The organism is Paenibacillus sp. FSL H8-0548 (assembly GCF_038630985.1).
Lineage (GTDB): Bacteria > Bacillota > Bacilli > Paenibacillales > Paenibacillaceae > Pristimantibacillus.
Genome location: NZ_CP152049.1, coordinates 3,073,571 through 3,089,388, shown reverse-complemented (window position 1 = coordinate 3,089,388; position 15,818 = coordinate 3,073,571). Strand labels below are relative to the sequence as shown.

Annotated in this window: 10 protein-coding genes; all 10 read right to left on the bottom strand. The window is 44.1% G+C overall.

Features of this window, described 5'->3' with window-relative positions; genetic code table 11:
• Nucleotides 1–107 precede the first annotated feature (107 nt).
• Nucleotides 108–1,064: a D-2-hydroxyacid dehydrogenase gene (locus tag MHI37_RS12710; protein WP_076335743.1), complete on the bottom strand. Its 957-nt coding sequence runs from the start codon at nucleotides 1,062–1,064 to the stop codon at nucleotides 108–110.
• 18 nt (nucleotides 1,065–1,082) lie between these two features.
• A complete protein-coding gene (locus tag MHI37_RS12705; RefSeq protein WP_076335744.1) occupies nucleotides 1,083–2,054 on the bottom strand; it encodes an aldo/keto reductase in 972 nt (323 codons plus the stop codon).
• A gap of 246 nt (nucleotides 2,055–2,300) precedes the next feature.
• Nucleotides 2,301–4,625: a helix-turn-helix domain-containing protein gene (locus tag MHI37_RS12700; protein WP_076335745.1), complete on the bottom strand. Its 2,325-nt coding sequence runs from the start codon at nucleotides 4,623–4,625 to the stop codon at nucleotides 2,301–2,303.
• A gap of 132 nt (nucleotides 4,626–4,757) precedes the next feature.
• Nucleotides 4,758–6,338 (bottom strand): extracellular solute-binding protein, encoded by a 1,581-nt coding sequence (locus MHI37_RS12695; protein ID WP_076335746.1) that lies wholly within the window; start codon nucleotides 6,336–6,338, stop codon nucleotides 4,758–4,760.
• A 31-nt stretch (nucleotides 6,339–6,369) separates the two neighbouring features.
• Nucleotides 6,370–7,251: a carbohydrate ABC transporter permease gene (locus MHI37_RS12690; protein ID WP_076335747.1), complete on the bottom strand. Its 882-nt coding sequence runs from the start codon at nucleotides 7,249–7,251 to the stop codon at nucleotides 6,370–6,372.
• A gap of 14 nt (nucleotides 7,252–7,265) precedes the next feature.
• Nucleotides 7,266–8,153 (bottom strand): ABC transporter permease subunit, encoded by an 888-nt coding sequence (locus MHI37_RS12685; protein ID WP_083676135.1) that lies wholly within the window; start codon nucleotides 8,151–8,153, stop codon nucleotides 7,266–7,268.
• 102 nt (nucleotides 8,154–8,255) lie between these two features.
• Entirely contained in the window at nucleotides 8,256–8,723 is a 468-nt protein-coding gene (locus MHI37_RS12680) for a heme-degrading domain-containing protein (RefSeq protein WP_076335748.1), read from the bottom strand.
• A 33-nt stretch (nucleotides 8,724–8,756) separates the two neighbouring features.
• Complete coding sequence (locus MHI37_RS12675) at nucleotides 8,757–9,593, bottom strand: phytanoyl-CoA dioxygenase family protein (RefSeq protein ID WP_076335749.1); 837 nt, start codon at nucleotides 9,591–9,593, stop codon at nucleotides 8,757–8,759.
• A 381-nt stretch (nucleotides 9,594–9,974) separates the two neighbouring features.
• A complete protein-coding gene (locus tag MHI37_RS12670) occupies nucleotides 9,975–14,423 on the bottom strand; it encodes an endo-1,4-beta-xylanase (RefSeq protein ID WP_076335750.1) in 4,449 nt (1,482 codons plus the stop codon).
• Between the two features lie 503 nt (nucleotides 14,424–14,926).
• Nucleotides 14,927–15,799 carry a PhzF family phenazine biosynthesis protein gene (locus MHI37_RS12665; protein ID WP_076335751.1) on the bottom strand — a complete coding sequence of 291 codons (873 nt, stop codon included), beginning with the start codon at nucleotides 15,797–15,799 and terminating at the stop codon, nucleotides 14,927–14,929.
• Nucleotides 15,800–15,818 lie beyond the last annotated feature (19 nt).

Here is a 15,818-nt window from a genome sequence, read left to right as displayed (position 1 = left end):
TTTATCATTCATGAATCCAATTTAGCACATTGTTTTCTAAGATGTCAACGGTGAATCATAATAATAAAACATGACCATGCCTGCAGTATTGCCGGCATGGTCATGTTTTATTTCACTTCATTTACAACCTTTCCTTGTAAGAAGCTGCGTACATTATCGAGAGCCGTATTCATTAGCCGACTACGCGCCTCCTTCGTAGCCCAGGCAATATGCGGAGTAATCATACAATTGCTCGCATGAAGCAACGGCTGATTGTTCTGCGGAGGCTCCGTGCTTAGTACATCCAGCGCCGCACCAGCTAGATTGCCGAGACGAAGCGCTTCAGCCAGCGCATTTTCCTCTATCAAACCGCCGCGTGAAGTATTGATTAAGAAAGCCGATCGCTTCATAAGACTGATCGCAGACTCGTTAATCATATGCTTCGTATCGGGTGTCAGCGGACAATGCATACTGACAACATCTGACTGCTTTAACAGCTCCTTAAGCGTAACAAATTCTACTCCCTCTACTGGAGAAGGTATGTGACGGCCGCTGCCGACTGCCACAACACGCATTCCGAAAGCATGAGCGATTCTCGCGGTTTGCAGACCGATTTTCCCAAGTCCAATCAGTCCCATCGTCTTTCCTGACAGTTCCATTAACGGGTATTTTGTGAAGCAAAAATCCGAGCTTCGCTCCCACTCGCCATCATAAACCGCATCACTGTGCTTTTGAACACGGTGACATAGCTCTAACAGCAAAGCGAAGACAAATTGGGCAACAGAGTGAGTTCCATAGGATGGAATATTCGTAACCACAATACCCTGATCGGCAGCAGCTTGTAGGTCTACTATATTGTATCCGGTTGCTAACACTCCAATATACTTGAGCTTAGGCAAGCTCTCTATTGTTGCTCGTGAAAGAGGCGTTTTGTTCGTTAACACGATCTCAGCCTCTACTGAACGATGAACGATATCTATCGTTGCTGTACGATCATAAACCTTAATTTCGCTCAAGCTCTTCCAAGCATCCCAGCTCAAATCTCCAGGATTCAGCGTATATCCATCCAGTACTACCACGTTCATCTAATAAGCTCCTTCCATTTATACTACTTCCTCCGTTCGATCGGTAGCCGGAGGTGGCGTGATCGACAATGCAGATATTTCCTGACGCCATTCCTGTGTCATCTCAATATTAAGCGCAGCAAGCAGCGGCTCCAGCTGCTCCATATTTCGTGCACCGATAATCGGCGCTGTAATCGCAGGATTAGCCATAACCCATGCAATGGCAAGCGATGCAGGATTTTCTCCTCGTTCGCTAGCATGTTTGTTAAAGCGCTCGGCAACCTCCGAGTAGATTTGCTCCGCATAACGCTGCTGAGTTCCCTCATGCTCGATAAATCTGCCCTGCGAAAGCTTCGCGCCAGCATTGTATTTTCCAGTTAGCAAACCCGCAGCAAGCGGGCTATAGCTTATGACACCGAGCTTCTCCGATTCCGCAAGCGGCAAAATTTCAACCTCGGACTGGCGTTTCACCAGATTGTACATAGGCTGAATACACTCAAAGCGGGCTAAGCCTTCTTTACTCGATATGCCCAGCGCCTTGGCGATCTGCCAAGCAGCCCAATTGCTTACTGCAGGATACAAAATTTTGCCCTGCTTCTGCAAATCGTCCAAGCCTCTAAGTGTTTCCTCAATCGCTGTCTCCGAGTCAAAATGATGAACGAAGTATACATCGATCCAATCCGTTCCCAGACGCTTCAGACTCTCTTCCACAGAAAGTTTCATATGTCTGCGAGACATCCCTCTGGCATTCACTTCTTTACCCGTCGGCAAACAAAATTTTGAGGTTAGCACGATATCATTGCGGCAATCCGCAATAAGCTTACCCAATATTTCTTCTGAACGTCCGCCTGTATACACATCAGCAGTATCAAAAAAGTTTATGCCTACTTCTCGGCAGCGATTAAACATCGCCTTAGATGTATCCTCGTCAGCAATACCGCCAAAGGACATCGCTCCAAAACAAATGTTAGACACCTGCACCCCTGTTTTCCCCAATGTACGATAGTTCATTTAACCTGCCTCCATTCCATGATTTAATATTGCGCAGCTTGGCCAAGCGCCTCTTCCTCGCTCCAAGATAAGATCATTATACAGGCGCTACTTCATGTATTAAACCGAAAATTCCCAGTAAAAACCACATAACATTTTTTGTCCTAAATGAAGTGGCACAGATGTGTTTACTATTGGTTAAAACGGCGATTGAAGTGACACAGGCGCGGGTAAAAAGACAAATATTGTCCATTCTTTCTCAGAGGGCTAACGACGGGACATTCGGTATTGTTTGGGTGACATTCCGACAAAGCGTTGAAAGGTACGGTTCAAATTCCGTTCAGAGTATCCAACAATTTCTGCAATTTCCGTTACGCTTAGATCCGTATCCTGCAGAGACTGCTTCGCCTTCTCCACTTTGAATTCCATTAAATATTCTACGAACGGAACGCCCCTCTCCTTTTTAAACATTCGGCTCAAATAAGACGGGCTCATGCCGATCATGTCTGCGTAATCGCTTAGAGAGTGATTCATGCCGGCATTTTCGTTGATATGCTTGCACACCTTTTGAATGGCGATCTTCACATTTTTTTTCCTAAAGTCCTCGGTAATGTCCTGATATAAAGGAAATATGAATTCAATAAACCATTCATAAATTTCACGGGCAGTTTGTCGTGCCTTTAATTGATCAAACCAATTGTCCTCCAGTGAATCGATTACTCCCGGACCTTCCTTCTCGAGGGATTGAATAATCGACGAGAGAAGCATATGGTAGCACTGATAGATCGTATTGTAGGATTCAGAAATTTTCACGGTCTTGGCAAATTGCTCCAGCCCCTTCTCTGCATCCATCTGTTCTCCTTGGAGTAAAGCTGAGATAACGGCCTTCTCATGCTCACGAGGATAAAAGAAGAGGGATTGCGTCTGTGATCGCTCGATCTCATCAAAAAATAAAATGGACTCAGCATCATTGAAGATCCGATATCGCAGCGCCCCCTGGGCTTCTCTATAGGAATCAGATATTTGATTAATTTCCTTATAAATCCCCCCAATTCCGCTAGCTACGGAAAAAGATAAATAGTGGCTCATGGCAGCCTGAATTTCCTCAGCAAAGACGCGTGTCATTTCCAAAACCTGTTCCCTAGGTGTTGCCTCGTGAAAATAAAGGATCGTCATACTTTCTCTTTCGTTATCCTCAACCACGTAGCCATGCAATACCGATTTCGCCAGCAATTCTTTCATCACATTGACTACGGCAAACAGCACAATAGAGGCTTCACTCGGCATAAACCGTTTCTCTTTAAATAAATTATCTACGATCGTAATCAGTACAATAAAAGAGCCTCTCGTTGGAATCTGATATTCCTCGCATTCCTTGAGGAGTGAGCTACCTCTTCCGGCAAAGCCCTTTAATAGCTTCTTTAGAAGCATATCTCTTAAATTAGGCTTTGTTTTATTCATATAGCTTTCAAGCGCGCGGGCCTGTTCATTCAAATAATCAAGACAAGATTTTAAAAATTCAATTTCGTTTTCTTTCTGTTTAATTGAACGCCCTCCTTGCAAATGCTCTCCGTATTTAATTAAATTCTCGATGGGATTATATACCAGCTTTGATGACAAATAAGTAAGCAGCATACCAAGGATAGTAAAGACGATAACTAGGAAAACAGTCATCCAGCGAATCCAGCCAACCTGCTCCAATAAGTCACCTTCGGGATGCAATGTAATGTAGGTTCTTCCAAGCAGCGTTTTTTGAAATGCGGCTATATAAGATAGGCCATCTCCAGCTTGTAGCACTAATTGGCCTGAGCTTTCCTCACTATTGATGATCTTTTTCAAATCTATCGTTTCCTCACTCCAAGGATCCGAGCGTTCATCGCTCGCCGCCTGTAAAATCGTATTGTTATTGGAGTCCAGAATAAAAAGCGATTGGTTTTTGGAATAGGTTGAATAGGTCAACGCATTTTTCTTCAGCATTTCTTCCTTTACTTGAATAATCAGCACACTTTGCGGTTGATCTGCCGGTATGTCTGGAATTCTTCTTATGTAAGAGATATATCCGCTTTTACTCGCGTCAGGAAGATAGCTCCAAGAAGCAGGCGCCAGCACATTCAAAGCGACATCAATATCTTGGCTGTCTCTGTAATTATCGAATCGCACATAGCCGTAATTGTTCGTGATCACTACATCAGAAAGTCCTTCATAAAAAACGATATCATCAATTAAGCTGTAGGAATTTTTGTGAACCTGAAACATATCTAGAATTGCCATTTGCTGCAGCCATTCATTGCCAAAGCCCCTTTTTCCAATATTCTCCTTCATCGTAGGACTGATTGATATTTCAAGTGATTCCTGTTCGATATTCCCCAAAATATTTTCCATGCGATCCTTCACTAAGGTCAAGGCACCTTTATTATCTTCTTTGAATTGATTCGTCAATTTAACGACTGAAAAATGATAGTAAGCGCTTCCAGCAATAAGGATCGGAATGGACACTGTCAGGCATCCAAACCAAATAAGCCTTCTTAAATAATTTGTTTGCGGCAACATCGAGAAAAAAGTTTTGTACAAGACCTTTAACCATCTTCTCATTGGTCCACAACCCCCGACCGATATTGGTAACTTACTGGCTTAAGTATAGCAAGTAATAACTGTCATTGCGATATGATCGTACATACAAAAATTGTGGTCACCGGAATACTACAGCTCCGGCAACCACAACCACTATTTTTCTGTGAATAATTCATACGCTGCTGCAAATTCCTTGAAGGCTGTTTTCATTTCCGGCAAATTTCTCAGTTTTTCGGTGTATGCTTTAAATTCTTCTAAAGTAATTTGACCTACAATGGCTTTGGCCTCCATCGTCTTCCATTCACTCTCATATTTCGGCCAAATATTCAGCCATGTGGCAGATACAAGACCCTTCATTGGATTAACCTTGCCTACTTCATCAAATTGTTCAACCTCTTTCATTTTCGCATCATTAAATTCCTTTGTTCCCGAAGCGCTGATCACCTTCCCCCACTTCGAATAAGCGAGAACGCCCGCACCTTTACTCGTCACGTTCACTTCCTTCACGCCTTGCTCTGTCAGTACCTTTTGTCCGTCGACTACCGTGTAGTGCACACCTTCTATGCCGTAATAAGCAAAGTCGGTCATCTCCTGCGACGCGGTGAAATCTAAATACTTAAGCAGCTGCTTCACTCTTTCTTCTGGCACCTTCTTCGAAATATAGTATCCCCCTGATACCCCTGTTTGCAGTTCCAATGCTGCGTCGCCATTCGGTCCTTTCAATAACAGATTAAGTATTTTGGCATCTGGCTGCGTCTTCCTATTTTCCTTTTCCCATTCATCGTCCCACCAAATACTGTTCGTATAGGAGGCTGCTTTACCTGTTCTGAACAATTCTTCGTTCTGAGTTCTCTTCATAACCGAGAATTCCTTAGGCAAGCCACCATCTGTATACATTTGCCGGAAATACGCTATCATATCGTCCCATTGCGGCGTCAGCCTAGTCTCGATCATGCCCCCTTCATCATTAAAGGTAGGGTTCAATGCACCAAAGCCTGCAGCGAACAAGACCGTCCCGTCATCAACTACAACACCTTGACCGATAATGCCGAGCGTATCCTTTTTTCCATTCCCATCCAAATCCGCATTAACGATTTGTTTTAACGCAGCAGCATATTCATCTAATGTGGTCGGAACGGGGATATTCAGCTTATCCAGCCAGTCCTTACGAATCTTTAGACCAAGATCCACTCTTGAACGAGAACGCGGCAGCGCATAAACCTTGCCTTCAACAGACAAATATTTGAGGGCATTCTCAGCCAAGTTGTTCTTCAAGTTCGGATATTCCGAGAAATCACCTAGAAAAGGAGTCAGATCCCAAAATGCGCCATTCTTCGCTGCATTGATCAAAGCCGGCCGGCTGGCATCTGGTGAAGAGAGTATTTCCGGTAGATCACCGGAAGCCAGTACCAAATCCATTTTCGTGTCGATGTCACCAGATGGAACCCATTCCATTTCTAATTTAGAATTGGTTCTCTTTTGCCATTCGGTCCAATAGGCATTGTTCATATCCGGAGCATCATTATAAAGACCCGCAAATATTTTAACCGTAAGCGGCTTTGCTTCCTCTGTCTTCGCAGTTGTAGTCGGCTTAGTCGTCGCTTCATTCTTCCCAGTGCTTTCAGTACTACCACTATTACTATTACCCCCACTATTTGAACATGCAGCCAGCATCGACACGACTAGCAGACAGGAAATCCACAGAGAGAACCTTTTTATCCTAAAATTATTCATTCACTGCTCCTCCTCTAATATATAGCTTGGTTTAACCTTTCACAGAACCTAGCATGACACCCTTGGCAAAATGTTTCTGCAGGAACGGATAAACAACTAGAATAGGGAGCATAGCCAGCATGATAGAAGCCATTCGTATGGTTTCCTGTGGTACAGCTCGTGCATCGCCGCCTGCACCCGCCTGCCCGACAGCATTGGAATCAGAATCAATAACAAGCGTCTTGATCAGTAATTGCAGCGTCCATTTCTTAGAATCTGATAAATAGATCAAGGCGTTAAAATAGGTATTCCAGTAAGCTACTGCGAAAAAAAGCGTAAAGGCAGCTATTGCAGGCATCGATAAAGGAATCACTATTCTCGTAAATACACCGATATCTGAACAGCCGTCAATCTTAGCCGCATCTTCAAGTTCGGAGGGCAGTGATTCAAAAAAGCTTTTAATCACAATTAAGCTCCATGCATTCGTCAAGCTGGGCCAGATTAAGCTCCAAAGCGAATTAATAAGTCCTAACTGCTTGATCAGAATGTAGCCCGGTACAATTCCAGCATTGAATACTAATGTGAAAATAACTGCGCTCATCATGATGTTGCGTCCAGGCATTAATTTTTTTGTAAGCGTATACGCTAATGTGAAAGAAACGATGATATTCAGTACCGTGCCTACGACGGTAATAAAAACGGTATTTTTCAGCGCGAATAAAAAGCTGTTTGTCGACAGTAAATAGTTATACGCGGCGAGAGACCATTGATCTGGAAAAAAATAAAACTTAAGCGGAACATATGCTTCAGGATCAGTAAAGGAAACACTAAATACATAAATGAAAGGAAATAGACAGAGCAGTGAAATCAAAGCCAGGAATGTATAGATTACCCAATCAAAGGCTGACATCTTCTTCGTTGCAACAAAGCTCATAAGTCATCTCCTTTCTAGTAAATGCCTTCCTGACCCATTTTCTTAACAATATAATTAGAAGCTAATACCAGTATCAAGCCCACAACCCCTTTAAACATGCCAACTGTAATTCCGACACTGATCTGCCCGCTCAGAATCCCGTGTGTATAGGCGTAAGTATCAAACACTTCACCAACGGAAACAACAAGCGGATTAATCATTAGCAGCACCTGCTCGAAGCCGACGTCTGCCATTTGGCCGATTCTTAAAATAAGCAGGATGACAATCGTCGGACGGATTGCAGGCAGTGTGATATGCCAAATTTGCCGAAGTCTGCTAGCTCCATCGACTACAGCAGCCTCATACCTTTGCGGATCAACACCGGCCATGGCTGCTAAAAAAATGATCGTTCCCCAGCCGGCCTCTTTCCACATATTTTGAAGCGTAATCAAGCCCCAGAAATATTTAGGCTCTGATAAAAAGGTAACAGGCTCGCGTCCGAGTTCGATCAGAAGTTTATTGACAATACCAACATCCGAGGAAAGCATGAAGAAGGTCATGCTGACAACCACTACCCATGATAGAAAATGGGGCAAATATACAATCGATTGATTCAGCTTCTTAAAGCCCTCATGCCGAACTTCGTTCAGCATAAGGGCAAGCAGAATTGGGACTGGGAACATGAACAGTAAACCAAACATATTTATCGCAAAAGTATTCCGCAGCATGATATAAAAATTAGAATCAGAAAATAATTCAACAAAATGCTTCGCCCCGACCCATTCACTGTCGCTGAAGCCGCTGTAAGGGTTGTAATCCTTGAAGGCCAGAAGCAGTCCCCACATCGGAGCAAATTTAAATAACATGAAGAACAGGATACCCGGCACAGCAAGTGCGTACATATACTTATACTGTTTGATCATTATCCACAGCCGAGAACGAGCTGCAGGCTTTTTATCGGTCTGAATCAATGCGCTTCTTGGCTGCAAAACTCCACCTCTATTCTCATCGGATGCTGTTCATCCTCAGCTCACAAATTCCTTAAGAACCGAGGTCACCATTTGGTGATCATCTTCTTGAGGCAATCCAGAAACCGAGATCGTTCCTACGATACCAACATCCTTAATGATTAAAGGAAAGGCTCCCCCTACTGCCGCATATTCATTTGGATCAAGAAAACCCCATTCTGTCATAGTCATGTTTTTGGACTTCAACAAGGTGGCCATATAATACGAGCTGCGACCAAACTGACGAACGACATTATTTTTGCGTTTAATCCACTGTGCATTGTTCAAGGTTTTGCCTTCCATTGCGCAGTGAAAGAGGCACTGTCCATTTCTTTGAATATCAACTAAAATCGACTTCCCTTCTGCCTCTGCTTTCGCCACGATTCGGCTTCCAATTTCAAATGCCATTTTATTCGTAAAATGGCTGAACTGGAGCGCCTTCTCCTCTAGTAAAAGCTGTTCCAGCAGCAAGTTAAGCTCTTGCATACACAGCACATCCTATTCCATTTAAGCTAGGTACTACCATTTCGCTAGTTCAGGGGCATGTTCCTGCAACCAAGTACGAAGCGGAACGTCTGCATCCGTCGGCGTATAGTAGCTATCTGCATTTTTGCCAGCACCCAGCAGCTGCTTGCGAATCGGCGAGCTGGCATCCCATAGATCACTGACCGTCATATCATCTTTTGTACGTACCCATCGGTAACCGTACCCATAGAACAGCACCTTACGAGTAATGTCCGACCAGTTCGGACTTGCCGCATGCCACAATCTGCGATCAAAAAACACTGCAGTACCTGGCTTAACACGAACAGGAATCGCGCCTTCCGGCTGCCCTTCGCCATCAGGAATGATGATATCATCATCTTTCAAATGGCTGTTCGGTACGATATAGAAATTACCGCGGCCCGCTTCCGAAATATCCGATAGGAAGTAAGCCACCTTCAATGAAACACGCGGACGTGGATGGGATTCCATTTCTCGGTTCATCCTGCCGCTGTCCTGATGCCAAGCGAATGTGCGGTCATGCTTCTCAAGACCTGTCGGCGGCGTTACGATCATGTGACAATGGTATAAATAAATATTCCAGCCTAAAATTCCCCATACCTTTGGCAGCACCTTCTCATAGTCAACCAAATCAAGAAACAGCTTATGATCCGGTATAAAGTTAGGATGGAACATCGCTTTTTTGGGATCATGTCCTAGGTTCAGCTTTTCTTCATAGATCGCATCCACTTCTTTGGTTAACTCCGCAACCTGATCCTCTGAAAGGATATTTTTTAAAATAAGATAACCCGTTTCATCAAAGGTACGGCGTTCTTCCTCTGTCAATGAGTACTGCAAGCAAGATTTGTCCATGATAATAGCCTCCAATATCGTTTGTATTCTTTCGAGTCAGCCTCGACATTTGCCATTGCTGCTCGTTAGTCACATTATAGGAGGCGTTTCACGCAGCATAACACCGACAATTCATGTGAAATGGCATAGAACAAAATCTGTCTCAACGATTGATTATGAAATATGAATAAAAAGGACCTATTTTTGCGGAGCAGCACAAGGGGAATTTAGATGATAACAATTATTGTCCAAAAAACGCAAAGAGCCATTTTGTGTGAACCTGCTAGTGCAACTTGAACGAAAAAAAGGACAGCCCTCTGGACTGTCCCAATACATTTGGATCTCAAATAGGAATAGAATGGTTGTTTAAGGGGCTAGATGCCCCCCTCCTACTTGATCGTCTTACTTAGCCGTGATTAGATTCCAGATGCGGTATAGGATGACTGCCGCTTCAGCTCGTGTGAGCGAATCGTTCGGCGCAATCTTGCCGTTCTTTCCGTTCACAATTCCGGATTTAACCAGAGCCGCAGCGCTGTCTTTTGCAAAACCTGAAATACTCGCCGCGTCAGGAAATGCGTCTAAAGTGCCTAAAACTTCGAATTTCTTGCCTGCTGCCGCCAGCGCGCGTGTCGTCATCACCATCATTTCTTGACGTGAGATCGCGCTGTCTGGCTTGAACGTATTGTCTCCATAGCCAGTAATGATTCCCAGTTCCTTCGCAATAACCAGCTCATGAATATAATAAGCAGTATTTTGAACATCGCTGAACATCGCTTCATTTTTGCCTGTACCTTGCAATTCAAGCGCTCTTATAAGAAGTGCGATGAAGTCCGCTCTCTTGATAGAAGCTGCAGGAGAGAAGCTGTTCGCGGAGCTTCCTTTCACGACATCGCGCGCTGCCATTACTTCAATCGCTTGCTTCGCCCAAGCCACGTTCTGCAGATCTCCGAAGGTCTTGAATACGGAGCCTACTGCATATGTGCTGAAGTGGGTGGTTTGGAATGCAACCGTACCGCTTGCCACATCATATCGACCGTTCGGAATCGATGTAACCTTGCCTTCGCCATCGATGTACCAAACGACGATATGATCCGTATTGTTAAGCTCTTGCGCTGTCGGTGTGTAAGGAATGGCTACCGTTACAGGCGCATTAGAGTTGTTCCAAGCAACTACAGAGTTACCAACCAAAACTTCAAGGTTAATAACTGGTCTATCGCCAATTTGTTCACGAACCGCATCGCTGAGCCCTGTCGTAGTAGCTTGGGCGATTCGAATCGTCACCTTGTCGGCATTGCCAACATCAGTATTGGAGAACATGTTACCCGGAAGATCGATCGTACCGTTCTCCGTTTTGATGGAGAGTACGGTCGTATCCGAATCTTTCAAGCTCGAAGTCGGCAATTGCACTTCATAGGAAGTCGAGCCCGCTTGTGCCGGAATTTCTACAATAACTTGTTTCTTGCCTTGAGCGTTTACTGGCGCTGCATCCAATGCTTTCGTCAGATCGTTGTTCGAGACGGTAGCTGTAGTTACGCCATTCTTAGTCTCAACTTTAGGCTCGATGATTACTTTACCGTCTGCGTTTGGTTTAGGATCGCTCGATACAGGTGGCACATAGCCATCGTTACTAGGAGGTGGAGTAGTAGTTGGTGCACCTAAACCTATAACCTTCCAGAATGCCTCCTTAGGTCTATAGCTGTTGTCGAACAGCAGAGGCATGCCCGAACCGCGCCAGCTTTGTATATCGGCTTTGCCCCAGAACGTAACGCGGTCGATATTGTCGGCATATTTTTTGTAAATTCCAAATAATATGCCATACAACTCTGCTTGTTGCGCTTGTCTCGCTTCGTCAAGATGATAATTGTTATTTGCCGCGAAAGGAATATCAAGCTCAGAAACGGAGATTCTTAAGTCCGCTTGAATGAAGCGTTGGATTGTCGTTTCAACTTCAGTTACATCAACATCGGGGTCTTGACCAACCCAGAAGTGTGATTGCATACCAATGCCTTCTACAAGCTTACGGGCTTGATCGGTGTTTCTGGAATCGGTCGCCCACTTCGCGTTAAGGCTTTCAGCCATTTGCGCGATTTGTTCATACTTATAGGTTTCGTTATAGTCGTTGTAATAAAGTGCTGCGTTGGGGTCAGCCAAGCGAGCGGCTACAAACGCATCGTAGATATAATCCGCGCCGCTTTCGCCTTTGCTTGCGTCAGCGCCGTTGGCATAAGCCATATACCAAGGCGAATCTTTACGCAAGCCTGTTGTCCAGTCGCTACCGTCAAAGTTTGAGGTAGTGTCGCTAAACGCTTCGTTTACAACGTCCCATGAAATTACTTGATCTTTAAAATGCCCCGCTACGTTAGCGATGTAGCTTTCAAGGTTAGCTTTCGCGCTTTCGCGGTTTGCGGCAGAACCCTTATTTAACCACGCAGGGGATTGTTGATGCCATACAAGTGTATGCCCGACAACGTCTATTTTGTTAGCCGTTGCCCAGGCGATTAACTTATCGGCTGGAGTGTAGTCGTAAGTGTCTTTTGCTTTAGAAATGTTATCAGGCTTCATTACGTTTTCAGCCGTAACTACGTTATATTGAGCCTTAAACATGGCTTCGGTTTGAGAGACAATGCTTGCGTCTTTCAATGCCTGATCTGTTTGGTCGTTTTCTTGACCCCAAGGCGTCATGGCAGCATTACCACCCCAACCAAGAATATTACCGATTAAGAAATATTTGCTGTAAGCCTCTTTAAGAGATGGAAGGGTTAAATCCCACTTAGATTCTGGCCATACATAATCATCAGGAACAAACGGAGCGGCTGTGTTTGACCATTGAACCAAAACATTGCCGTTGTCGTCTGTAATTTTGAGGCTGTTGATTGTAAAATCGCTACTGCCTGATGTTCCTCGAATAGCAATGTTACCGATAAGCCCATCAGCAGCTTCGCTTCCGCTCATTACAAAATCAACAGTAAAATCTAACGTTTTATCCTTAATTTCGCCACTTGTGAATGAACCCGGAAGTGTTGTCGCTACTGTTCCGGCTGCGTATGAATGAGCTGCGTCACTTACAACAGCCGCATCTGCTCCTGTATAACCACCGTTATCGTTACCTGTAATCCAACGCACACGATAACCGTTCGTGCCTGTTGAAGTAGCATTGAATGTAAGGTGATATTTCGCGTCTTTAACAGGTGTGAAAGCTACAACGTCGCCCTCTGTACTAGAGGAGAATGGCCATTGTGTCTGATCTAAACCTAAAATAATGTTTGCGCCTGACCAGCTATCGCCTTTTGCCGTTAATGATACATGAACGCCCGGAACAGTCGGCAACGGTTTCGGCGGCATTTTAATTCCGCCTTTAACCGTAATGATAAGGCTGTCAATCACAAAAGCAGCGATACCCTCGCTGGCTTGTATTCTAAGCCCCGCGCCCGAATCCCAAACGCCTTCGTAGCTCAATGTGAAGTCTGTGGCTGCGTCAACGGATTGGAATTCAGTATACGGGTCGCTCGCAAGACCCAAAGCAATTTTCGCGCCGCTTGGAACAGTAACGCCGTCAGGAATATGTCCGGCTAATTCAACGCTATACTCCGCATCTTTTGCTAAACCTAACGCGCCGACTTTAACATCAATGCCGTCATAACTGTTGACACGGTTAGAGATTTCAATGGCTACTGTGCCGTCGTCATTTGATAACGGTGTAAGTGTAGGGCCGCCAGCCTTTGTTAGATAATCGGTTCCGCCATTCGTCATTAGGTCAACAAGCCCCACATCTTCTTGAAGATCATAGGCTACAACAACCTGATCTGAAACTGGAGGTGTAGGTGTTGGGGTAGTTGAAGCACCAATGCTATTAACATTAGTTAATGCAGCCGTTCCACTTTGTGTAAAGCCACCAACCGTTTCGTCGTCAAAGTCGGCTGTGTAAACTACATCGCCGCTTGTCGCGTCTGTAACAACAAAGTTATCGATGTAGTACGTTATGTTCGCAGCTCCACTCTTTTTAACAAATTGAATCTGGGCACCACTATCCACTAGATAAATATATGTCGCAGTATATGAAGCCCAAGCGGGGCTTGCCGCACTTAAAGCTCCTGTATCTTTAATCCAGTTGTAGTTTCCGTTAGTTTGCAGAATAATGCCCGCCACATCTTGGTCGGGTGTGTATAAGTCATATGAGAAGGTGTAGGCTGTGCCGGCAACGAGGTTTAAGCCGCTTGCCCCTGTGTCTATTTGCGCACCGTCATACTGCTGCCCGCCTTTGGTTTCAACTTTTAGGAAATAATCGGTTGCTGCCTGCGGTGTCGCTACAGCAGATAATGTAGCCGTTCCACTTTGTGTAAAGCCACCAACCGTTTGGTCCTCAAAACCTGCTGTGTAAACAACATCGCCGCTTGTTGCGTCTGTAACAACAAAGTTGTCGATGTAGTACGTTATGTTCGCAGCTCCGCTCTTTTTAACAAATTGAATCTTGGTACCACTATCCACTAGATAAGTATATGTCCCAGTGTATGAAGTCCAAGCAGGGCTTGCCGCACTTAAAGCTCCTGTATCTTTAATCCAGTTGTAGTTTCCGTTAGTTTGCAGAATAATGCCCGCCACATCTTGGTCGGGTGTGTATAAGTCGTATGAGAACGTGTAGGCTGTGCCAGCAACGAGGTTTAAGCCGCTTGCCCCTGTGTCTATTTGCGCACCGTCATACTGTTGCCCGCCTGTGGTTTCAACTTTTAAAACATAATTTCCATTCGTACTGCCGGAACTATCAGCCGCCGCAACTGGTGCAAGTAGTACTTGCGGTACGAATAATGCGGCTGCCAGCAGCAACATCAATATTCTTTTGAAACGTCGATTCATTGTGATGTCCCCCTCCAAATTTGCATTATTATAAAGCGCTTACAATTAACCTTCGTATGAGTTCTCCTTTCACAGCCTTAATTATACAGCGTATCAGAAAGACGTTTTACTAGAAGAACTAAAGACTATACTGTAATTACTATATATTGGAACGAAACGAATGATAAAATATGGTAATTTAACTATATAAATCCCAGTCTTCGTATATTTGATTTTAGCGTTAATCTAGCAGGGATTAGTCTTGATAGTTATATAAATTCTATGATGTCGCGATGACACTTTCGCGTTGCATAGGAGATCCCACTTAACTTTTCCTCTAACGGGATACTATATATTCAAAGTATCCACCCCTTAACATAATGAAGCCGCCAATCATGCTGGCAGCTTCGTAAACAGGTGTTTATTGATCAAAAGTTCCCCGTTAGCGCAATAAGACCGCCGATTCATATCCTGTCGGCAGCCTTATTGTTGTTGTATTATCGTTTCCCGTTTGTTCAATTCGGTTAAATCGAAACCTCAAATTCTTTTATATAAACAGCATTTCCCGTTACTTCTATGACATCGCCATTTGTTACTGTTACTTGCACGCTGCCACTCCTTCCGATTTCCTGACCTTGTTCTATCAAAAGATGTAATAAAGAATCTGACTTTATATATCTTGAATAATAAGCTCCCATTACACCAGAGGCAGTGCCAGTAACTGGGTCTTCAATTGTACCAGAATACGGTGATGAAAAATGGCGAGCGTGCATATGTGCTTTGGAATCGTATGTTTTTAAACAAAAAGGATGAAGAGATGCTCTAGGCATTTCCTTCAGAATGTTTGGAAAAAGTTTATTAATTGGTATCATTCGTCTGAAAGCAGCAAGACTTTTTATTGGAATCAATAATGTCCATGTTCCTGTGCTGCCATACAAAGTTGGTAATTCTGTCTCTATGTCACCCTCATCAATCCCCATAGAAATAGCTAATTCTTGAAGAGAACCATTGAATTCCTGAAATTGAGGAGTTGCTTGCCTCATTGTTATGTAAAGTCCTTCGTTTGAAATTACTCTTATCGGTAAAACCCCTGCTTTTGTTTCAATGGTGAAATCAGTTTTACCACCCAATAAACCTTTTGTTTTCAATGCATAGATAGTTGCCATTGTTGCGTGACCACAAAGATTTATCTCATGACCCGGCGTAAAAAAACGAATTCTTAAATCAGCGATATCGGATTGAAGTGGGAAAGCCGTTTCATTAAAGCCTACTTTTCCTGCCACTTCTAGCATCTGCTCTTCAGTAAGATTTTCACCATCCAATACTACCCCTGCTGGATTTCCCATATTAGGAATATTACTAAATGCGTCATAATGATAAACCTTTATTGTTTTCACAAGCCCACCCCCAACGTAA